Here is a 20,579-nt window from a genome sequence, read left to right as displayed (position 1 = left end):
CTTCCTGCTCTAGTTGGGTACGACGACCGGCGCGACAACGACGCCGAGCAATTCGCGGTACACGTCCGTCACGGCGTCCGCCGCCTGCCGCAGGTCGTGAGCGGCGAGCACATGCCGACGGCCCTGCGCGCCCAGCGCCGTGCGCAGCGGCTCGTCCCGCAACAGCACCGTCAGCGCCCGCGCCAGCGCACCGGGGTCCTCCGGCGGCACCAGGCAGTACGGCAGCTGCTCGGGCGGAAGGCTCTCGCGCGCCCCGTCCACGTCCGTGACCACGACCGGCCGGGCACACGCCATCGCCTCCAGCGGGGCGAGCGCCATGCCCTCCCAGCGGGACGGCAGGACCACGACGTCGGCGGCCCGGTACCAGGGGGCCGCGTCGGGCGCGGCACCGGCGAACAGCACCGATTCGGGTGCGCAGGAGCGCAGCCGGTCCGTGTCCGGACCGTCGCCGACCAGCACCAACCGCGCCCCGGCCAGCTGCCGTTCCACCTCGGGCCAGGCCCGCAGTAGCACGTCCTGCCCCTTCTGGCGGCACAGCCGGCCCACGCACACGACGAGCGGCCCCGCCCCGGACCGGGCGCCGTCGCCCTCCGGCCGGAACCTGAGCGTGTCGACACCGTTGGGGACCACACGCCACACGGCGCTGATTCCGCACCGCTCCCCGGTGCGCCGCTCCGCCTCGCTGACGCACAGCACGCGCGTCGCCCACCGCGCCCCTAACCGCTCCCAGCCCAGCGCCAGGCGCGCGACGACCCCGTCCGCGGCCGCGAACGACCAGGCGTGCGGCTGGAAGACGGTCGGGAGACTGCCGCGAACGGCGAGCCGGGCCGCGAGTCCCGCCTTCGCGCTGTGCGCGTGCACCAGGTGCGGCCGCACCTCGCGCAGGATCCGCACCAACCGCCCTACCTCGCCCGGCAGTCGGCGCCCCGGCGAACGGGTCGCGTCCCAGCGGAGCACCGTGCAGCCCGGCGCGCGCAGAGTCTCCGCCAGCGTGCCGCCCTCCGGACAGGCCACGGTCACCCGCAGCCCCGCGGCGAGCTGAGCCTCCACCAGGTCCGTCACGACCCGCGCGACACCGCCCTCGACGGGCTGGGTGACATGCAGGATGTGCGGCACGCGTGGGGAAATACGCATGAGCGAGGATGCCCTTCCGAACAAAAGAGTCCGAGCCGGGGCCAGGACGTGCGGCTCGTGTTCTTGATATAAAAACCCGCACCCGTTCGAGAGCGTGAGGTTGGTTGTTCAACCGGCATCGCTGAAATCACGAGGTGAGCCACTCTAGCCGCTCACCCGTATTTATCTGCGAACCGGTCATCTGTGTCGGAATGGTGGCGTTTCCATGAGCTATTTGTCGCGCCGGATCACCCATTTGGAGTTACGGGAAGGCAACAGGGTTTCCAGGAAGCCTCACTCTCGTTAGGCCGGTCGAAGACGACTTACGAAAGAAAGGCACACGATGAAGACTCTGAAGGCTGCCGCCGTCGTAGCCGGCTCCCTCGCCATTGCCGGCGTCGCCGGCTCCGCGGTCGCGGCGGACATGCCGGCCGGGGGCCTCGTGGACAGCGGAAAGACGGTCGCGAGTGGCGTCCCCACGGCAGCCAAGGTGTCGACGGGTTTCGTGGGCGACAACGTCGGCCAGGTGGCGCAGAGTGTGAAGGACAGCGTGAAGGGCAGCATGAAGGAGGCGGGCGTGAAGGGCCCCGTCGTCGGCGGCGCCCTGCCGAACCCCGCCCTGCCGGCGACCCCCGCCGACGGCAAGCTGCTGGGCGGGCTCCCGGTCGGCAAGTAGCCGGTCGGAAGGTACGGCGACAACTTCGCCGCCCATGGTTTCGACGATTCGGGTCGGCTCCGCATTCCTCGGAGTCGGCCCTTCGGCATGTGCGGGGGAGCGCATTCGTCAGATCGACTGCGGTCACGCTTCGTGCGCTGGGCCAAACGAACGATTCAGGGTGACCGCAAGCGGCCGAGTGCCGTTGGTCCCATTGGAATGACCTGGTGGAGCGCCTTTCCCTCCTTGTTGGCGCGCTCTTCGTCGGCCACCTCCAGATCGCGGGGCCTGTCTGCTTCAGACGCAGACAGGCCCCGCGGGCATTTTCCCGACTCTGGAACGAAGGGCATGGAAACGCCGATGGCGGCCCACCGGAATTCCGGCGGACCGCCATCGAGTGAAGTACGGCTCAGAAGAGCAGGCCGCCCGCGTACGGGGCGTTCTGCGACTGGTCGACCTGCGCCGTGTTGCACGCGGCGTAGTGCGAGTTCGGAGCCACGATGCCACCGAGGACGGCACCGTTGGACCACGGAGCGATGCAGCGCCCGTCGATCAGCGAGCCGTTGACGACGGCGACGCCCTGCTGGGGAGCGTTCACGACGATCGGGGACTGCGAGAAGCCGTTGCCGCCGGTGACGGTGGTGTTGGAGTCGTCGGCCGCGGCGGCGCCACCGGCCGCGAGCACGAGGCCCGCGGCGATGGCGGTAATGACCGTAACCTTGTTACGCATGGGATGCGCCTTTCGGTGGGGCGGTTGGGATTTCCGTGCTCCGCGTTGCTCGGAGCAGGTCAGAAGAGCAGGCCGCCCGCGTACGGGGCGTTCTGCGACTGGTCGATCTTGGCCGTGTTGCATGCGGCGTAGTGCGAGTTCGGGGCCGCGACGCCACCGAGCACGGAACCGTTGGACCACGGCGCGACGCAACGGAGGTCGGCGACCGAGCCGTTGACGACGGCGACCCCCTGCTGGGGAGCGTTGACGACGACCGGGGACGACGAGAAGCCGCCGCCACCCTTGACGTCGGTGCAGTCCTCGGCGGCCGCGGTGCCGGCCGCCGCGAGGACGAGGCCCGCAGCGAGGGCGGAAATGGCCGAAACCTTGTTACGCATGAGTTGCGCCTTTCCGGGCTGTATTGGGTGTTGCACCTGCTCCGAGTTACTCGGGACAGGGGTCAGAAGAGCAGGCCACCCGCGTAGGGGGCGTTCTGTGACTGGTCGACCTGCGCCGTGTTGCATGCCGCGTAGTGCGAATTCGGGGCCACGACGCCGCCGAGGACGGACCCGTTGGACCACGGGGCGATGCAACGACCGTCAACGAGCGTCCCGTTGACAACCAGAACACCCTGCTGAGGGGCGTTCACGACGACCGGCGACTCCGCAAAGCCGCTGCCGCCCTTCACGGTGGTGGTGTTGTCGTTGGCCGAGGCAAAACCGACGCTGCTGACCATAGCGCCGAGGGTGAGGGCAGTGATGACCGCGAACTTCCTGGGCAACTCAGTTTCCTTCCTCAATTCACCGTTGCGCACGCTTGCATACCAGGAAACCTTGATATGCGCGTATAAGTCACGGGACTGGCGCCTAAACAAGGTTTATTCCGTCGGATGGCGCAATGCCGCACGTTCCAGGGGGCTGGACCGGAATCAGTCCGGAATCCGTGTGGCGTAAATGAACGACAATCCGAAAAAGAAACGGACGCCGACATGTGTCCGGCCCACCGGAAGGGAGAGGGCCGGTGGGCCGGACAAGTGGTTCGGGTGGGGGCTTTCGCCGGTACGGCCGGCTCCTACGGTTTCCGTCTCGTCACTTGCTGAGCAGGCTGCCCAGTCCGGCGGAGGTCGGAGCCTGCAGCGGGTGGACCTGAACGACGCCGTTTCCGGCCGGGTTCTTCACCGGAATCGTGGGCTTCTTGGAGGCGTTCGGGTCCATGCCGTCCAGGTATACGCCCGAGACGCCCGGCGTCTTCTGCTTGTCGAAGGCGCTGCCGTTGGCGAGCTTGCCGTTGCGGGCCAGTCGCGACACGACGTCGGCCGCGGGCACGACCGCGGGAGTCACCTTGGTCGGGGACATGAGACCGAGCAGACCGCCCGACGAGGCCGGTACGGCCGGTGGGGTGGCGGCCGACGCCGCGACGGCGGACCCACCCACGAGGCCCGCGCCGATGGCCAACGCCGCAGTGGTGAAAATTGCCTTCTTCATGATTCACCTCGGTTGAAAGTTACCTCTGATCCGACGGCTGGAGAACATAGCAGTCCATGCCCTCCGTAAAAGCGATGCGTTACTCCATACGCATGAAAGTCGGAGGGGTGAACAATGCTTTGCGTACGGTGTCGTCAAAGGGATTCACATGGTCGGTGAATCAATTGATCGTATGGTGGGTGCGGTTTCGACCGGATGGGTAGTGTGAAAGAGGAATTCCAGCGGTGCAGCCGGTACGTCGGCCGGGGCGGCAGCCCCGCGGCCCTACCCTCACCGCCATGACCGCCGACAGCGCCAAGCCCATGCCGACCGTGTCCCCTGCCATCGCCACCGGCAAGTCGCTCACCTGGTCGGAGGAGTTCAACACCCCCATCGCCTGGGGGGCCAAATGGGTCGGCGACAGAACCAGCGCCTACCGCTACGGCAACCACAATCCGGACGACAACAAGCTCGACTGGCTCAGCCCCGGCTGTGTGACCGTCTTCGAAGGTGTGGCCACCTTCACCGCCACCCCGGCCGGCCACACCCTGGAGAACGGCCTGCAGGCCTGGCGCACCGGACTGCTCACCACCGAGTACTCCGCCGAGGGCTTCCAGGTGCGGACCGGGGACTACGTCGAGACCCGCGTCAAACTGCCCTCCGGGACCGGTGCTTGGCCGGCGCTGTGGACCTGGAAGGACGGCGCGAACGAAATCGACTCCTTCGAGTACCACCCCGACAACCCGAACCTGCTGGAGCTGTCCAACCACGTCAACGACGCCTGCGCCTGTCACACCGATGCCGACGCGATCGCCCCGAACGAGTGGGTGACCATCGGCAACTGCTACGGCGAGCACTCCGTCGACTGGTACGTCAACGGCGAACAGGTCTTCCGTGACGGCACCGGAGTGGGCGCCGACTGGTCGGCGTACCTGATCCTGAATCTTTCGCTGAGCGCCGGCCAGTACCACCCGGCCCCCTCCGGCCCGGGCCCCATCACGTTCGCCGTCGACCACCTTCGCGTCTACCGCTGAGTGTTCGCCCAACGGGGGTGAACGCATCCGACGCACATCGAAAGGAACCCTCATGCGCGCACTGCCCGCACGGCGTATCGCGTCCACCGTTCTCTGCGCCGCCCTTCTGGTCGGCATCGCCGCTCCGGCCGCCGTCGCGGCCGAGTCCGCAAGAGAGCGCACCCATGCGTCGTCCCGTGCACCCGTCCCCGGTGCGGACGAACTGCTCGCCCAGGTCAAGAGCCTCGGCGATCTCGGCGGTGTGCTCACTCCGGTCGCCAAACTGCTCAACGCGGTACTGAAGGCCGACAGCGGCCAACTGTCCGTCGCCGAGGCGCAGAAGCTCGGCGACGCCGTGAAGGACGCCATCGCCAAGGTCGCCCCGGTGGCGACCAAGGACCTCAAGGGTGACGCGCTCACCGCTCTGAAGAAGGCGGTCGACACCCTGCTCGCGGCCGTCGCCTCCGGCGATGCCGACAAGATCGCCCCGGCCGTCACCGGCGTGGTGACCGCGCTGGGCAAGGTGCTGGCCGCGACAACGACGGTCGGGTGAACCTCGCGCGGTTCCGGCTGCACATCAGCGTCGTCGGCATGCCGACCCTGACCCGTTAGTGGGATTTTTGGACGAAATGACCTATTGGTTCCGTCGGCGCCCCGGGTGCGCGCAGCATCGTATGGCCGTACCGGTGTCGGGTGTGCGAGGGAGCGAGCCATGGTCGTCAGTACCGGCGGAGTACCGATGGGTGGGGAGCAGCGGCCGGGGCAGGCGATAAGGCGCCGGCTGCTCGTCTCCATCGCCGCTCTCGCGCTCGCGCCCGTCCTCGCCGCCTCGCGCGTCCCGCGGCGTGCGGTCGGCTCCGGGGGCGCGGCGGAATCGGCCTTCGACGAGGTCTATCGCGGCCGTCGCATCCGGGGCGCTCCGCTCAGCGCCGCCGGAACCCGCGCCGGCGGCCACGCGTGGCAGGTCACAGTGGACGGTCACCCGCTGCATCTGATGCGCCGCTCCGACGGCACCTGGCTGAGCATGGTCAACCACTACAGCTCGTACCGGACCTCGCTGGAGGCGACCCGGGCGGCCGTCGACGAACTCGGCCCCGGGCAGGGGCTGCGCGACCTGGCCCCGGGCCCGCTCGGCGGGGCCCCCATGCACATGGGGGAAGACCATGACGTACGTGCGTAAGGACGTGAGCACGCTGACGCCCGACGAGCGGCGGCGGTTCGTCAACGCGCTGCTCCAGATCAAATGGCGGGGAGAGTACGACGAGTTCGTGCGGATGCACATCGCGTACTACGCCTCCGACGGTGAGAGGGGCCTGCGTTCGGCCCACATGGGGCCGTCCTTCCTGCCCTGGCACCGCCGCTTCCTGCTGGACCTGGAGTGGGCGCTGCAGCGGGTCGACCCGTCGGTGACGGTGCCGTACTGGGACTGGACGCGGGACCGTTCGACGATGTCCGTGCCCTGGACCGACGACCTCCTCGGCGGCAACGGGCGCAGCTTCGACCGCCAGGTCGTCACCGGGCCGTTCGCCTATGTGCAGGGCTACTGGCCCATCAGAGAGGGCATCATCGACGCCGTGTTCCTCACCCGGGACCTCGGCCGCGCCCGCGACCCCATCGAGCTGCCGACGGAGGAGGACCTCGAGACGGCGCTCGACGACCCGGTCTACGACACCTCGCCCTGGGACTCCACCTGCGAGGAGGGATTCCGCAACAAGCTGGAGGGGTGGGGGACCGGGGAGGACCCCGCCGCCCTGCACAATCACAACCTCGTCCACCGCTGGGTCGGCGGTGCCATGGTCGGCGGCGCCTCCGTCAACGACCCCGTGTTCTGGCTCCACCACGCATTCGTCGACCTGCAGTGGACCCGCTGGCAGCAACGGCACGAGCAGCGGGGCACGGGCTATCTGCCGGCCTACCCGCCCGGCCCCGACAGCGAGCAGCGCGGGCGGATCGTCGCCCGGTACGAGCGGATGCCGCCGTGGGGCGTGACGCCGGACGAGATGGAGGACGTGAGCCGGATCTATCGGTACGCCTGACCGCTGCTCGGTTCGGCCGCTCGTTTCAGCTCAGCCGCCGTACCGGCGCACCGTCCAGGTACGCCCGGATGTCCTCGACCGCCTCCCTGTAGTACGTCTCGTAGTTCGCCCTCGACACATAGCCGAGGTGGGGTGTGGCGAGCAGGCGGGGAGCCGTGCGCATCGGGTGGCCGGCGGGGAGGGGCTCGATGTCGAAGACGTCGATGCCCGCGCCGGCGATACGGCCCTCGTGCAGGGCGGCGAGCAGGGCGTCCTGGTCGACGATCGCGGCGCGGGAGGTGTTGATCAGGTAGGCGGTGGGCTTGAGGAGGGCGAATTCGGCGGGGCCGAGCAGGCCGCGGGTGCGGTCGCCGAGGGCCAGGTGGACGGAGACGTAGTCGCTGCTCGACAGCAACTCCTCCTTGGAGGCGGCGAGTTCGACGCCCACCTCGTCGGCGTACTCCTTGGTGAGGTTCTGGCTCCAGGCGCTGACGTGCATGCCGAAGGCGGTGCCGACCCGGGCGACCCGGCTGCCGATCTTGCCGAGGCCGAGCAGTCCGAGGCGGCGGCCGTGCAGGTCGGCGCCCACCGTCTGCTGCCAAGGGCCGCCGGAACGCAGGGAGTTGCTCTCCTCGACGATGCCGCGGGCGAGGCCGAGGAGGAGGGCCCAGGTCAGTTCGACCGGCGGTGTCGAGGTGCTCGCCGTGCCGCACACGGTGACGCCGTGCGCCTCGGCGGCGGCGTAGTCGATGACGCTGTTGCGCATGCCGGAGGCGACGAGCAGCTTCAGCCGGGGCAGGCGGGCGAGCAGTGAGGCCGGGAAGGGAACGCGCTCGCGCAGGGTGACGACGATGTCGAAGCCGGAGAGGGCCTCGGCGAGCTCGGCCTCGGTGCCGAAGTGTTCGCGGAAGCTGACGGTCTCCACCCGGTCGGCCACGGGTGACCAGTCGGCGAGCTCCGTCGCCACCTGCTGGAAGTCGTCGAGCACAGCGCAGCGCAGCCGCACGGCGGGTCCCTTTCGTCGGCGCGGTCGGGTGACATGGCGTGATCAGCAATGGTCGCGTATGACGGGATCCGACGGCCACTCGAGTACGGCGTAGATCAAATAAGCCTTTAAGGATTGCGCAAGCCGAGAACCATTACACTCGCCACTCCATGCCGCGGGCGTCCATCCATCGGGGGAGATACATGCGGTTCGTGTGCGTGCGGGCGATGCTCGTCACCGGTGTGCCGGCCGCTGCCGCGGCCGTGTTTCTGTTCCTCGGATTCGGTGTGGGCGCTTTCGCCGGGCGGCCCTACGTCGGACAGGGGCTGATCACGGCCGGGCTGATCGCCGGGGCCGTGGCCGCCGGGACGGCGGTCGGCGACGTCGCCTGGTTCCTGATGGCGGCCCGCGGCCGGCCCGAGCCGGACGACGGGGCGCCGGCGGGCGGCGAGACGGAGGTCCGGGCACAGCCGGACACCTAGACTGGACCGGCGTGGCGCGGTGCGGCGTGGCGCGGCGACCAGGGTGGGACGGGAGAGGACTGTGGCGGCAGACATCGGGGGCTTCGAGGATCCGTCTGCCGAGGTGCTGGCGGAGGCGGCTGCTGCCTTCGGACTGCTGGCCTCCTCGGCCCGGCTGCACCTCGTGTGGGCGCTGGCCCAGGGCGAGAGCGATGTCACCCACCTCGCGGACCGGGTGGGCGGGGCCCTGCCCGCGGTCAGCCAGCATCTGGCGAAGCTGAAGCTCGCGGGGCTCGTGCGGTCCCGGCGGGAGGGGCGGCGGCAGATCTACTTCGTCGACGATCCCGACGTCGTGACCGTGGTCCGCGTGATGGTGGGGCAGCTGGCCGCGCGTGCCGACGGGGCGTCCGCGTCCGTGCACGCGCTGCGCGGGGCCGGTGGCTGACACCACCGCGGCCTCGGAACCGGACCCCGGGGCACTGGTTTCCGCGGGAAGACCGGTACCGGACGGCCATGCGGGTCCGGGACCCGAACCGGCGACCCTGCTGCAGACGCTGCGGCGCCTGGACAGCGGGCCGCGCGGTCTGACGGAGGCACAGGCCGAGGAGCGGCAGGTCCGCTTCGGCGCCAACACTCTGCCGACGCACCGGGAAGCCTCCTGGCCGAGGGTGCTGCTGCGCAGTCTGCGGGATCCGTTCACCGCCGTACTGCTGTGCCTCGGGCTGGTGTCGGCGGCCGTCGCCTCCTGGGGCACCGCCTGTGTGATCCTCCTGCTGGTCGCCGTGAGCTGTGTGCTGCGTGCGTCCGGGGAGCACCGGGCCGACCGGTCCATGGCCGCACTGCGCGGCCTGGTCGCCACCACGGCCACCGTCCTGCGCCGCACCGGGGAGGACCTGCCGCCGGACGCCCGGGAGATTCCGGTGGACGAGCTGGTGCCGGGTGACGTGATCCGGCTCGGCCCCGGCGACCTGGTCCCCGCGGACGTACGGCTGCTGCGTGCGCAGGGCCTGACCGTGCACCAGGCCGCGCTCACGGGCGAGTCGGCCCCCGCGGCCAAGGACGCCGCCGACGGGGCGGGCGGGGCGGGCGGCGGTCCGTTCGGCCGGCCCGAGCTCTGCTTCCAGGGCAGCAGCGTCGCGTCCGGCAGTGCCACCGCGGTCGTCGTGGCGACCGGCGCGCGGACCCGGTTCGCCGCGGCGCACGGCCGTACCGATGCCCGGCCGGAGGCCAGCGCCTTCGACCGGTCCGTGCACGGCATCTCCTGGATCCTCATCCGGTTCATGCTGCTGACCCCGCCACTGGTTCTCATGGCCAACGCGGCCCTGCGCGACCGCGGTCTGGAGACGCTGCCGTTCGCCGTCGCGGTGGCGGTCGGGCTGACGCCGGAGATGCTGCCGGTCATCGTCACCATGTGCCTCGCGCGCGGCGCCTCGCTGCTGGCCCGGGCCCACGGGGTGATCGTCAAGCGGCTGCCCGCGCTGCACGACCTCGGCGCCGTCGACGTGCTGTGCCTCGACAAGACCGGCACGCTCACCCAGGACCGGCCGGTCCTCCACCGCGCCCTCGGCCCGGACGGCCGGGACGACCCCGAGGTGCTGCGCTGGGCCGCGGTGAACGCCTGGTGGACCCTGCAACTCGCCGACCTGCCCGCCCCGGACGCCCTCGACGACGCGGTCCTGGACGCGGCCGACGAGGACGACGTCATGGCGTACGACGGGGTGGCGGCCCTTCCGTTCGATCCGCTGCGGCGCCTTGCGACCGCCGTCGTCCGCACGCCGGGCCGGCTGGGCACGCACACGCTGGTCGTCAAGGGAGCCGCTGAGGCCGTCCTGGAGCGGTGTTCCCTGGAGGACACGGAGCGCGGGGAACTGCTCTCGATCGCGGCGCGGCAGGCGGACGAAGGGCTGCGGGTGCTGGCCGTCGCCACAGCCGCCCGCCCCGTGCGGACGCGCGAGTACACGGCCGCCGACGAACGCGGCCTGGACTTCCGGGGCTTCGTCACCTTCAAGGACGCGCTCGCCCCCACCGCCGCCGAAGCGCTGAAGGTCCTCGCCGACCGGGGTGTCACCGTCAAGATCCTCACCGGCGACCACCCGGGCACCGCTGTCCGCGCCTGCCGCGACCTGGGCGTCGCCGTACCGCCGGACGGTGTCCTCACCGCCGACGGCATCGACGGACTCACCGACGGCGAACTCGTCCAGGTCGCCGCCCGCACCGTCGTCCTCGCCCGCTGCACCCCCGAGCACAAGGCGCGCTTCGCCGCGGCCCTGCGGACCGGCGGGCACACCGTCGGCTATCTCGGCGACGGGGTCAACGACCTGCCCGCCCTGCGCGCCGCCGACGTCGGCATCGCACCGCGCGACGCCGTGGCCGTCGCCCGGGAGAGCGCCGACGTGGTCCTGGCCGACAAGGACCTCACCGCGATCGACCACAGCATCGCGGCCGGACGGTACTCGGGCGGCAACATCGTCACCTATCTGCGCATCACCCTCTCCTCGAACCTCGGCAACGTCCTCGCGATGCTCTCCGCCGGCCTCCTGCTGCCGTTCCTGCCGATGCTCCCGGCCCAGGTGCTGGCGCAGAACCTGTGCTTCGACGCCGCGCAGCTCGCCTTCGCGCACGACCGGCCGCATCCGTCGGTGCTGCGGCGCCCGACGGTGCTGCGCCCGCGCGACCTGCTGCGCTTCATCATCGGCTTCGGCGTCCTCAACGCGGTCGCCGACCTGGCCACCTTCGGCGTGCTGGAACTCGCCCTGCACGGGCCCGAGGGGCTGGACGACCAGGCGGTGTTCCACTCCGGCTGGTTCACCGAGAACCTGCTCACCCAGGCCCTGGTGATGGTGCTCCTGCGCGCCGGGCGCCGTGCGGCGGGGCGCGGGCCCGGGCCGATCGGCTGGGCGGCGGGCGCGCTGGCCGCCGTAGGACTGCTGCTGCCGGTCTCCCCGCTCGGCTCGCTGCTCGGCCTGACCGCGCTGCCGCTCCTCTACTACCTTCTGCTGGCTGCGGTCCTCGCCCTGTACACCGTCGGCCTGATGGCTGTCAGGAGAGTCCCTTGGTTGTACAGTTGCGCAACGTAGCAACCATGGAGAAGTGAGAAGGGGTGGGCGGGATGCTCCGCAACGGACTGGAACCCTGGCACCTGCTGGTCCTGGCGATCGTCATCATCTTGCTGTTCGGCTCGAAGAAGCTCCCGGAGGCCGCCCGCGGACTGGGCAAGTCCATGCGCATCCTCAAGAGCGAGGCGAAGGCCATGAAGGACGACGGTGCCGTGTCGGCCCGTCCGGTGTCCGAGGACAGCACCGTCCGCGAGGTGTGACGCAGCCCACCTGCGAACTCGTAAACGCTTGCTATATTGCGCAATCAACCAACCCGAGGGGTGCGCCGTGGCGCCGGCGGTTGGCGTCGGCCACAGCGTAGGGAGTGGGAGTTGAGCGACCCCTGGGGCGGAACCCGTGGCCATTCGGCCACACGCGATCGCTCGGCACATGTTCCCCGCCAGCGTGAGTCCGAGGACGAACCGCACAGCCCGCCGTACGGAGGCCGGGCGGCCGCCCGGCAGGCGGCGCGCTCCCGGGGGCGCGGCTCGGGCCGCCGGGCCAAGCCCGTCGCGCGGCGCAAACGGATCGCCCGCATAGCCCTGTTCACGGTGTCGGCGCTGATCCTGGTCACCGCCGGAGCAGGTGCCTGGCTGTACGAGCACCTGAACGGCAACATCAAGAGCGTCGCGATCGACGACGGCGCCGGCGGCAAGGAGAAGGCCGACTCCTTCGGGCGGACCCCGATCAACATCCTGGTGATCGGCTCGGACGGCCGGAACAACAAGGCCGACTGCAAGCTCGGCGGCGGCTGCGGCTCGGCGAGTGCGACCGTCGGCCACAACGCGGACGTGGAGATGGTGGTGCACGTCTCCGCCGACCGCTCCAACGCCACCGTGATGAGCGTCCCGCGCGACACCATGACCAGGGTTCCCGCCTGCAAGGACCCGGACAGCAGCCAGGCGACGTCCGGCTACTACGGGCAGATCAACAGCGCACTGCAGTACGGCGCGGCCTGCCAGGTCAAAACCATTCACCAGCTCACCGGCATCACCATCGACCACTTCGTGATGCTCGACTTCTCCGGCGTCGTGAAGATGTCCGACGCGGTGGGCGGCGTGTCGGTGTGCGTCAGCGACAACGTCTACGACACCTACTCCCACCTGAAGCTCGCCAAGGGCACGCACACCCTCAAGGGCGAGGCGGCACTCGAGTTCGTCCGCTCCCGGCACGGCTTCGGCGACGGCAGCGACCTGGGCCGTACCGTCTCCCAGCATCTCTTCCTCGGCGCCATGATCCGCCAGTTCAAGAGCGCGGGCACGCTGGCGAACCCGGCCAAGGTCTACTCGCTGGCGGACGCGGCCACCAAGGCGCTGACTGTGGACACCGGCCTGGGCAGCGTCAGCAAACTCGTGGACCTGGCGACCGACCTGAACAAGGTCCCGTCCAAGCGGATGACGTTCACCACGATGCAGACCGGGGCCGACCCGACCAACGCCAACCGTGTCGTGCCCGCGGCCGCCGCGAAGTCGCTGTTCCAGACCATTGCGAACGACCAGTCCCTGACCTCGAGCAGCGGCAAGAAGAAGACGTCCTCGGCGTCCCCGTCCGCGTCGGCGGCGGCCACCGTGCCGGCCTCCGAGGTCGCCGTACAGGTCGAGAACGGCACCACCACCGGCGGACGCGCCTCGGTGGTCGCCCAGGCGCTGATCGCCAAGGGTTTCAGTTCGAACACCACCTCGGGCAACGCTCCCGAGCAGGCGTCGAGGACGACGATCACCTACGGCCCCGGACAGAAGGCCGAGGCCCGGACGGCGGCCTCCGCCCTCGGACTGCCCGCCTCGCACCTCACCCAGGGCAGCAGCAGCGGCGTGGTCCTCGTCATCGGCAGCGACTGGCCGAGCGGCACGGCGTACGGCTCCTCGGGCAGTTCGTCGGCCGCCCCCGCCGACACGCACGCCGCGGTCGCCGACGCCCATGCCCAGACCGCCGACAAGGCCAAGACCTGCGCGAAGGTCAGCCCCTACAAGACGGTGCAGATCAACGGGGTGCCGATGACGCCGGCTCAGGCGTATGCGGCGGCGAGCGGGAAGCAGGACTCGGCGCCGTAGCGGCTCAGGCGGTCCCTGCCGCCCGTGTCCTGCGGCCGGTGGCCGCCACCAGTGCGATCAGTGCCAGTACCGCAAGGAAGATGAGCACCAGGAGCAGCACCGTCAGCACCGTGGGGTGGTTCCACAGCGCGAACAGCAGGGCCAGTACCAGCAGGACGCCGATCGTGAGCCATCGCCGGTTGTCCGCCGTCCACGTCCCCACCCGGCCGGTTCTGATGTCGTGGGTGTCCGCCCAGCGGGCCACGGAGTCGGCGGTGCGCTCGGAGGTGCCCCGCACGGCGCGCGCGCCTCGGCCGGGCCCGACGAAGTAGGCGCCGAGAGCGACGACCACCCCGAGCACGATCACGGTGCGCAGCGTGACCCGCAGGAAGTGCAGGAGATGGTCGAAGACCGCCGCCGCGGCCGCTTCCGACTGCACCTGCGGGGGCAGATGGTCCAGGTAGTAGCGGCGGGCGACGACAAGGCCGATGGCGACGATCAGGGCCGCCGCGGCGGCACCCAGCGCGGTCTTCATCAGGGCGCGTCTGCGCCGGTGTGCGAGGAGTACGCCTGCCGCTGCGAGGAGCACCGTCAGCACCGGCAGCCAGGTGCCGATGACGTCGAGGGCGTGCGCGGCACCCTGTGCGCGCTTGAGCTGGTCGGACTTGAAGAGAACCATCTGCTTGTCGACGTCCGGGATGTGCGACGCCGGTGTCACACCGGCATCGACGAGCTCCTGCCTGACCCGGTCGACCGCGGTGCCGACGTTCAGGGTCACGGTGCCTTCGTCGACGCCGAGCGCCCCGCGTCCCTTTCCGGTCAGGGCGTGCACGACGGCTGCATGTGCGTCCCGGTTGGCCGACGTCCACACCTTCTCGAACCGGTCGCTCTGGACGAAGCGCGTCGCAACCTTGTCCGCGGCGCCCGTCACGGCCGCGTCCAGCTGGGGGGCCAGCCCCCGCACCGCCTGGGCCGCCGTCGGCGGCAGGCCCTGCGACTGCAGCCACGCCGCGAGCTCGGCGGTGGCCCGCTTGCCGTCGACCCGTACGTCGACGGCCTGGACGATGCGGTTGTGCGCGGCCTCCTCGATCGCGGGATCGGAGGCGAGCGGTTTGACCGTGGCGACGTAACGGTCCGTGTCGAGGGCGATGTCGTGCACCCACACGGTCAGTACCGACACGGGCACCAGGATGCACGCGAGGACGATCAGAACCGCCGAGGCCACCTTCCGCACGATCCGGTTGGTCATCCGTCCTCCAGACTCAGGACTGGGGTGCGGCCTTGTCGTGGCTGCCGTTGGTACCCATTCGTCCCGATCACCGCAGGTACGGCATCCTGGGGTGCGCCATCCGGAGTGCCCCGTGTCGATGCCGGGTGCGGACGTATCAGGGTCTGATCATGTGGAAGTTGGCACGTTCGATCCCGATTGGTACTCAATGCCAGAAAACGGCATGGTGCACTTGCCCGGCGGCCTGTTCCTGATGGGTGCCGAAGACGACTGGGTCGTGCCCGGGGACGGGGAGGGCCCCGTCCATCCGGTTCGGCTCGGCCCCTTCTGGATCGACCGCTGTGCCGTCACCAACGCGGAGTTCCAGGAGTTCGCCGACGCGACCGGACACGTCACGGACGCCGAACGTTACGGCTGGTCGTTCGTCTTCGCCGGGCTTCTTCCGGACGACTTTCCCGACACCCGGGCGGTCGCCGAGGCCCCGTGGTGGCGGCAGGCGTACGGGGCGTGCTGGCGTCACCCCGAGGGCCCCGGATCCGACGTACGCGACCGGGCCGGACACCCGGTCGTCCACGTCTCGTGGAACGACGCCACGGCCTACGCCGCCTGGGCCGGGAAGCGGCTGCCGACCGAGGCCGAGTGGGAGCACGCGGCCCGCGGCGGCCTCGAACAGGCGGTGTTCCCCTGGGGCGACGAACTGGAGCCCGGCGGTGAGCACCGGATGAACGTGTGGCAGGGCACCTTTCCCGACCACAACACCGTCGCGGACGGCTGGTACGGCACGGCGCCCGTCACCACGTACCCCCCGAACGGCTACGGCCTGCACAACATGTGCGGCAACGTCTGGGAGTGGTGCGCGGACTGGTACTCGCCCGCCTACTACGCGCGCAGCCCGCAGAACGGTCCGCTCGGCCCGTCGTTCGGAGTGCAGCGGGTGATCCGCGGCGGGTCCTACCTGTGCCACGCCTCCTACTGCCGCCGCTACCGCGTCGCCGCCCGCAGCTCCAGCACCCCCGACAGCAGCACCGGCAACCAGGGCTTCCGCTGCGCCCGGGACGACACGCCGGCGGGGTCGCGGTGAGCGGTGGCGGTGCGTGGACCGGGGCTGCCGTGGCAGCCGTCACGGCGGGATACGCGCTCTTTTCGCGGCGACTGTCCACGACCGTCGTGTCGGGGCCGATGGTGTTCGCCGGCTTCGGGGTGGCCATCGGTCCGGTCGGGCTCGACCTCCTCGATCTGACCCATGACTCGGGATCGGTGCTCACCCTGGTCGAAGCCGCCCTGACCCTGGTCCTGGTGACCGACGCGATGACCGTACGCCGACGCGATCTGCGCGTCGGCGGATTCCTCCCCGGCCGGCTGCTGGGGATCGGGCTGCCGTTGACCATCGGGGCCGGCTGGCTCCTCGCGTGGCCCTTGCTGCCCGGGCTGACCGCGTGGGAGCTGGCGCTGGCCGGGACGATCCTGGCCCCGACCGACGCGGCCCTGGGCAAGACCGCCGTCTCCAGCCCGCGTGTCCCCCCGCTCGTACGCAGCGGTCTGAACGTCGAGAGCGGCCTCAACGACGGTATGGCGCTGCCCTTCTTCGTGCTCTTCCTGGCGGCCCTGCCCGGAACACACGCCTCGGAGGAGGGAGTTGCCGGGGTCTTCTGGCGTGCGCTCGTGGTCAGCACCGCTCTGGGGCTGGCCGTCGGAGGGGTCGGCGGATGGCTGCTGCGCTGGTCGCGCGAGAGGGGCTGGAGCAGCCGTGACTGGCGGCAGATGTTCGTCCTGGCCGTGGCCGCGGGCTCGTACACACTGGCCGTCGTCGTCGACGGGAGCGGGTTCATCGCGGCCTGGGTGGCAGGCTTCGCCTTCGGTGCCTCCCAGCAGCGGACCAGGGAGGCGGAGGCCGCGGGAGCACCGGCCGGCGGGCGGCACACCGCCGACCTCGCCGAGCAACTCGCGGAACTGCTCGCGTCGTTGAGCTTCCTGGTGTTCGGCGCCGTCCTGCTCGGTCCGGCGCTGGAGCACCTCGACTGGCGGATCCTCACGTACGCCGTACTGAGCCTGACCGTGGTCCGGATGCTGCCCGTCGCCCTCTCCCTGGCCGGCAGCCGCCTGGCCCTGCCCACCGTCGCCTACATCGGATGGTTCGGGCCGCGCGGGCTCGCCTCCGTCGTCTTCGGGCTGCTCGTGGTGGAGGAACACGTCCCGGGGGACCAGCTCCTCGGCCGGGTGATCGCGGTCACCGTCGCGCTGAGCATCCTGCTGCACGGGCTGTCGGCCGTCGTGCTCGCGGAGCGATACGGCGCCTGGCACAAAAAGGCGGCGGCCGCGCGGCCACAGCTGCGGGAGGGGGCACCCGAAGAGGAAGCCGCCGGGCCCTCGGCCACCGCGCGGTAGTACTCGGACGAGCTACGGAGGAATCATGGGCGGCGACGTCGGCAGGCATCACAGCAGTGCGACGCAACGGTGGGCGGCCCGGCTGGCGATCGCCGCGGCCGTCGCCGCACTGGTTCTGCCACTCGTGGTCGCGGGTCTGAAGAGCCTGGGGCTGGCCGCGGTCACGCTGGCCGGGTTCGGCGTGAGCGCGGCCGGGCTGTGGTGGGCCCTCAGCCGCAGGGGCCCGGTCAGGGTGCTCGCGGCCGCGCTCGCGGTGGCCGTACAGGCGGCGGTGATCGCGCTCTTCGTCGCCGTCGGCCTGTTCTGGCTGGTGATCGTCCTGCTGCTGTTGTGGGCCGTGGTGTGTTTCGAGGGCTGGGCCGCGCTCGCCGAGGACCGCCGACCGGCCGCTCCGGTCGAACACCGCACTCCGCCGCCCGAGCGCCCGTACCTCATCATGAATCCACGCTCGGGCGGCGGGAAGGTCGGCAGGTTCGGGCTGAAGGAGAAGGCCGAAGCCCTGGGCGCCCAGGTCGCGTTGCTCGACCCTGCCCACCCTCAGGATGTCGCCGAACTCGCCCGCAACGCCCTGGCGAACGGCGCGGATCTCCTCGGCGTCGCCGGCGGTGACGGCACACAGGCTCTCGTCGTCAGTGTGGCGGCGGAACACGACATCCCCTTCATGGTGATCTCGGCCGGGACACGGAACCACTTCGCCCTCGATCTCGGACTCGACCGCGAGGACCCGTCCACCTGCCTGGACGCGCTCACCGACGGTGTCGAACTCCGTATCGACCTCGGCCGCATCGGCGAGCGGACCTTCGTCAACAACGTGTCCTTCGGTGCCTACGCGGAAGTGGTGCAGAGCCCCGCCTACCGCGACGACAAGCTGCACACCATCCTTCGCATGCTGCCGGACGTCCTGACCCATCACCTCGGCTCCCGCCTGATGGTTCACGGCGCGGGGGTGAGCATCGACTCCCCGCAGGCCGTGCTCGTCAGCAACAACCCGTACAGCACGGACGACCCGGCGGGCCTCGGACACCGGGAGCGGCTGGACACCGGTGTTCTCGGAGTGCTGGGCATCAAGGTCGACAACGCGGTCCAGGCGGCCGAACTGCTCCGTGGCAGACGCTCGTCCGGGCTCACCGTCGCGACCGCACACGAAATCGTCGTCGATGCCGATGAGCCCGAGGTGGAGGTCGGCGTGGACGGCGAGGCGCTCTCCTTCCCCACCCCCGTTCGCTGCGTGATCAATCCCCAGGCTCTGCGTGTACGCGTCCCACGACGCCGCCCGGGCGTACCCCGGTCCCGTGCGCGCCTGGACTGGCGGCGGCTGCGCGATCTGGCTCTGGCGCACGGCTGAGGCAGGGCTCTGTCGACACGAGGAACGGACTGTGAAGCGCAAGCAGCTCGGGCAGTGGGCCAGGACGGCGAAGGAGATGCCCCGGCGGACCCCGGTGATCGGGCGGATGCTCGGCAGACTGATCAGTGTGAACTGGATGGACGCCAGCGCGCGACTGGCGGCCCAGACCTTCCTCGCCGCGCTGCCGCTGCTCATCGTCATGGCCGCGTTCGCGCCGAAGCCCGTCAAGGACCTGCTGACCAACTCCGTCCAGGCCATGCTCGGGAAGGACGCGCCGGTCGACGACATCGAGAACACGCTCGCCGCCCAGGGCGCGACGAAGGAAGCGTACGGAGCGGTCGGCGTCGTCGTCACGCTCCTTTCGGCGACCGCGCTGAGCCGGGCGCTGCAGAGTGTCTGCGAACGCTGCTGGGAACTGCCCAAGGCCGGCGCACGCATGGCCGCCTGGCGGTGGCTGGCGTGGCTGCTGGGCTGGCTGGCCGCGGTGCTGCTCCAGGCTCCGCTGCGCCACGGCTTCGGCGGCGGCCCCCTGCTCGGTGTGCTGCTCTCGGTGGTGACCGCCGTACTGCTGTGGTGGTGGACGCAGCACCTGCTGCTCGGGGCGCGCATCGGCTGGCTGCCGCTGCTCCCGGGAGCCGTTCTGACGGGCGTCGGCATGGTGGTGTTCGTCTATCTGTCGGGCCTGTTCATGCCCGCGACCATGAAGCGGAGCATCGCCCAGTTCGGCTCCCTCGGCTACGTCTTCACCGCGCTCTCCTGGCTGATCACGGGCTGCTGCGTGATCGTCGCCGGAGTCGCGCTCGGCCAGGTCACCGCGGTCTCAGGGCCGTTCCCGCGGTGGCTGGGCACCCCGACGGCCGACGAGGAGCCGTAGCTTCGTCAGCCCCTCAGGATGCGGTCCTTCTGGACGGCGAACTCCTCGTCCGACAGCACGCCCTGATCGTGGAGTTTGCCAAGCCGCTCCAGATTGCTGATCTCCTCGTCCGTCAGCCCCGAAGAGGCCGACGGGCCCGACGGCTCCTGCGCGGTCTCCTGTGCGGCGGCGCGCTCGGCCTGGTGCCGGGCGACCCGGCCGGAGACCGCGCTCGCGGTACCGGCGGCCACCGCCGTGCGGGCGGCCACGCCGACGACACCGGGACGTCCGCGACGCGCCAAGGGGCGACGACCCAGCATGGCCCTCACCTTCCCTTTCCGATCGGAGTGCGTCCCTTCAGGCGGCGTTCTGGTACGCCCGCTCCACCACTTCGGCGGGGATGCGCTCATGGGCGACGAGCCTGCCGCCGGCCCGGCGGACGGCGCCGGCCATCCCCGCTGCCCAGGTGTCCTCCCACAGGAGAATGGCCGCCGACGAGTCCGGCACGAGTTCCTCGGCGATCAGCTCGAGGTCCTCCTGGCTGAACAGCCCGCCGACATCTCCCTCGATGTCGTCGAACACGGAGGCCTCCGTGGGGTCGAGGGCATCGAGCTCGACGTAGGAGACGACACCGTCCGCGTCCTTCTTGACGAAGGTCAGGTCGAGGATCCGCACCGTGCCGCTCGCCACGAGAGCCCTCAGCTCCGGTGCGATCTCGCCCCGGAAGCGGTTGCCCGGAAAGGCGACGACGACGTACTCGACAGGTCCCACGTCCATGACAGCTCCCCTTCCTCACACACCGTCAGCCGGCGAGCACCTTCTCCTTGGCGCGCTCGTACTCGGCGTCGGTGATGTCGCCGTGGTCGTGCAGGCCGGCGAGCTTCGACAACTCGGCGACGTGACCGGTGGCCGCGCCCTGGCCCGTAGCGGCGGCGCCCTGCCCCGTACCGGCGGCCTCCCGCACGTAGTCACGGAATTGCTGTTCGCTCTCGCGGGCCCTGCGGGCCTCGCGTTCGCCCATGCCCCTGCCGCGGGCGATGAGGTACACGAAGCAGCCGAGGAACGGCAGGACGACACAGAAGACCGACCATCCGGCCTTGCCCCAGCCGCTCATCGAGTCGTCCCGGAAGATGTCGCCGAAGATGCGGAAGAGCAGCATGAACCACATGACCCAGAGGGCGACCCACATGATGGTCAGGAACGCGTTCAGCAGTGGGTAGTCCATGATC

The 20,579-nt window shown here is 70.5% G+C and carries 24 protein-coding genes; 14 read left to right on the top strand and 10 right to left on the bottom strand.

The window, feature by feature from the left end:
* Positions 1 to 9: 9 nt before the first annotated feature.
* Positions 10 to 1,134, bottom strand: coding sequence for a glycosyltransferase (locus ACFY10_RS05990; protein ID WP_390663809.1), 1,125 nt, complete (start codon positions 1,132 to 1,134; stop codon positions 10 to 12).
* A 322-nt stretch (positions 1,135 to 1,456) separates the two neighbouring features.
* On the opposite strand from ACFY10_RS05990, the gene ACFY10_RS05985 reads away from it, so the two are divergent.
* The gene (locus ACFY10_RS05985; RefSeq protein WP_390663808.1) at positions 1,457 to 1,789 is read left to right on the top strand and encodes a hypothetical protein; all 333 of its coding nucleotides are present in this window, start codon (positions 1,457 to 1,459) and stop codon (positions 1,787 to 1,789) included.
* 388 nt (positions 1,790 to 2,177) lie between these two features.
* Here the strand turns inward: ACFY10_RS05985 and ACFY10_RS05980 are convergent, their stop codons facing one another.
* The 4 genes from ACFY10_RS05980 to ACFY10_RS05965 all read right to left on the bottom strand — a co-directional run bounded on the left by ACFY10_RS05980 (position 2,178) and on the right by ACFY10_RS05965 (position 3,961).
* A complete protein-coding gene (locus ACFY10_RS05980; RefSeq protein WP_390663807.1) occupies positions 2,178 to 2,498 on the bottom strand; it encodes a hypothetical protein in 321 nt (106 codons plus the stop codon).
* A gap of 59 nt (positions 2,499 to 2,557) precedes the next feature.
* On the bottom strand, positions 2,558 to 2,875 hold the full coding sequence (locus tag ACFY10_RS05975; RefSeq protein ID WP_390663806.1) for a hypothetical protein: 318 nt from the start codon (positions 2,873 to 2,875) through the stop codon (positions 2,558 to 2,560).
* A gap of 62 nt (positions 2,876 to 2,937) precedes the next feature.
* A complete protein-coding gene (locus ACFY10_RS05970; RefSeq protein WP_390664141.1) occupies positions 2,938 to 3,258 on the bottom strand; it encodes a hypothetical protein in 321 nt (106 codons plus the stop codon).
* Between the two features lie 307 nt (positions 3,259 to 3,565).
* Positions 3,566 to 3,961, bottom strand: a complete 396-nt coding sequence (locus ACFY10_RS05965; protein ID WP_390663805.1) for a hypothetical protein — start codon at positions 3,959 to 3,961, stop codon at positions 3,566 to 3,568.
* 278 nt (positions 3,962 to 4,239) lie between these two features.
* Between ACFY10_RS05965 and ACFY10_RS05960 the strand changes: the two genes are divergently transcribed.
* From ACFY10_RS05960 to ACFY10_RS05945, 4 genes are all read left to right on the top strand, one after another.
* On the top strand, positions 4,240 to 4,974 hold the full coding sequence (locus ACFY10_RS05960) for a beta-glucanase (protein ID WP_390663804.1): 735 nt from the start codon (positions 4,240 to 4,242) through the stop codon (positions 4,972 to 4,974).
* Positions 4,975 to 5,026: 52 nt separating this feature from the next.
* Positions 5,027 to 5,506 carry a hypothetical protein gene (locus ACFY10_RS05955; protein WP_390663803.1) on the top strand — a complete coding sequence of 160 codons (480 nt, stop codon included), beginning with the start codon at positions 5,027 to 5,029 and terminating at the stop codon, positions 5,504 to 5,506.
* A 159-nt stretch (positions 5,507 to 5,665) separates the two neighbouring features.
* Positions 5,666 to 6,133: a tyrosinase family oxidase copper chaperone gene (locus ACFY10_RS05950; protein WP_390663802.1), complete on the top strand. Its 468-nt coding sequence runs from the start codon at positions 5,666 to 5,668 to the stop codon at positions 6,131 to 6,133.
* Positions 6,117 to 6,989: a tyrosinase family protein gene (locus tag ACFY10_RS05945; RefSeq protein WP_390663801.1), complete on the top strand. Its 873-nt coding sequence runs from the start codon at positions 6,117 to 6,119 to the stop codon at positions 6,987 to 6,989. The genes ACFY10_RS05950 and ACFY10_RS05945 overlap by 17 nt, the downstream gene beginning before the upstream one ends.
* Positions 6,990 to 7,014: 25 nt before the next feature.
* On the opposite strand, the gene ACFY10_RS05940 is transcribed toward ACFY10_RS05945, so the two are convergent.
* Entirely contained in the window at positions 7,015 to 7,974 is a 960-nt protein-coding gene (locus ACFY10_RS05940; RefSeq protein ID WP_390663800.1) for a D-2-hydroxyacid dehydrogenase family protein, read from the bottom strand.
* Between the two features lie 182 nt (positions 7,975 to 8,156).
* Between ACFY10_RS05940 and ACFY10_RS05935 the strand changes: the two genes are divergently transcribed.
* From ACFY10_RS05935 to ACFY10_RS05915, 5 genes are all read left to right on the top strand, one after another.
* Positions 8,157 to 8,435 (top strand): hypothetical protein, encoded by a 279-nt coding sequence (locus ACFY10_RS05935; RefSeq protein ID WP_390663799.1) that lies wholly within the window; start codon positions 8,157 to 8,159, stop codon positions 8,433 to 8,435.
* A gap of 61 nt (positions 8,436 to 8,496) precedes the next feature.
* Entirely contained in the window at positions 8,497 to 8,859 is a 363-nt protein-coding gene (locus tag ACFY10_RS05930) for an ArsR/SmtB family transcription factor (RefSeq protein WP_390663798.1), read from the top strand.
* On the top strand, positions 8,852 to 11,491 hold the full coding sequence (mgtA, locus tag ACFY10_RS05925) for a magnesium-translocating P-type ATPase (RefSeq protein WP_390663797.1): 2,640 nt from the start codon (positions 8,852 to 8,854) through the stop codon (positions 11,489 to 11,491). Before ACFY10_RS05930 ends, mgtA begins: the two co-directional genes overlap by 8 nt.
* Positions 11,492 to 11,523: 32 nt before the next feature.
* On the top strand, positions 11,524 to 11,730 hold the full coding sequence (gene tatA / locus ACFY10_RS05920; protein ID WP_275773052.1) for a Sec-independent protein translocase subunit TatA: 207 nt from the start codon (positions 11,524 to 11,526) through the stop codon (positions 11,728 to 11,730).
* A gap of 111 nt (positions 11,731 to 11,841) precedes the next feature.
* On the top strand, positions 11,842 to 13,560 hold the full coding sequence (locus ACFY10_RS05915; protein ID WP_390663796.1) for an LCP family protein: 1,719 nt from the start codon (positions 11,842 to 11,844) through the stop codon (positions 13,558 to 13,560).
* Positions 13,561 to 13,564: 4 nt separating this feature from the next.
* Here ACFY10_RS05915 and ACFY10_RS05910 read toward each other — a convergent pair whose 3' ends face one another.
* On the bottom strand, positions 13,565 to 14,788 hold the full coding sequence (locus ACFY10_RS05910) for a hypothetical protein (RefSeq protein WP_390663795.1): 1,224 nt from the start codon (positions 14,786 to 14,788) through the stop codon (positions 13,565 to 13,567).
* Between the two features lie 202 nt (positions 14,789 to 14,990).
* On the opposite strand from ACFY10_RS05910, the gene ACFY10_RS05905 reads away from it, so the two are divergent.
* From ACFY10_RS05905 to ACFY10_RS05890, 4 genes are read left to right on the top strand one after another with little or no spacing between them, the layout of a single operon-like run.
* A complete protein-coding gene (locus ACFY10_RS05905; RefSeq protein WP_390663794.1) occupies positions 14,991 to 15,848 on the top strand; it encodes a formylglycine-generating enzyme family protein in 858 nt (285 codons plus the stop codon).
* Between the two features lie 29 nt (positions 15,849 to 15,877).
* Entirely contained in the window at positions 15,878 to 17,152 is a 1,275-nt protein-coding gene (locus ACFY10_RS05900; RefSeq protein WP_390663793.1) for a cation:proton antiporter, read from the top strand.
* A 25-nt stretch (positions 17,153 to 17,177) separates the two neighbouring features.
* On the top strand, positions 17,178 to 18,497 hold the full coding sequence (locus tag ACFY10_RS05895) for a diacylglycerol/lipid kinase family protein (protein ID WP_390663792.1): 1,320 nt from the start codon (positions 17,178 to 17,180) through the stop codon (positions 18,495 to 18,497).
* 31 nt (positions 18,498 to 18,528) lie between these two features.
* A complete protein-coding gene (locus ACFY10_RS05890) occupies positions 18,529 to 19,371 on the top strand; it encodes a YhjD/YihY/BrkB family envelope integrity protein (protein ID WP_390663791.1) in 843 nt (280 codons plus the stop codon).
* A 5-nt stretch (positions 19,372 to 19,376) separates the two neighbouring features.
* Here the strand turns inward: ACFY10_RS05890 and ACFY10_RS05885 are convergent, their stop codons facing one another.
* From ACFY10_RS05885 to ACFY10_RS05875, 3 genes are read right to left on the bottom strand one after another with little or no spacing between them, the layout of a single operon-like run.
* On the bottom strand, positions 19,377 to 19,670 hold the full coding sequence (locus ACFY10_RS05885; protein WP_390663790.1) for an SHOCT domain-containing protein: 294 nt from the start codon (positions 19,668 to 19,670) through the stop codon (positions 19,377 to 19,379).
* Between the two features lie 37 nt (positions 19,671 to 19,707).
* A complete protein-coding gene (locus tag ACFY10_RS05880; RefSeq protein ID WP_390663789.1) occupies positions 19,708 to 20,127 on the bottom strand; it encodes a DUF6325 family protein in 420 nt (139 codons plus the stop codon).
* 25 nt (positions 20,128 to 20,152) lie between these two features.
* Positions 20,153 to 20,575: an SHOCT domain-containing protein gene (locus ACFY10_RS05875; protein ID WP_390663788.1), complete on the bottom strand. Its 423-nt coding sequence runs from the start codon at positions 20,573 to 20,575 to the stop codon at positions 20,153 to 20,155.
* Positions 20,576 to 20,579 lie beyond the last annotated feature (4 nt).

It is taken from the genome of Streptomyces sp. NPDC001401 (assembly GCF_042895385.1).
GTDB lineage: Bacteria > Actinomycetota > Actinomycetes > Streptomycetales > Streptomycetaceae > Streptomyces.
Note: the sequence above shows the minus strand (reverse complement) of the source record. Positions and strands in the feature narration are given on the sequence as shown.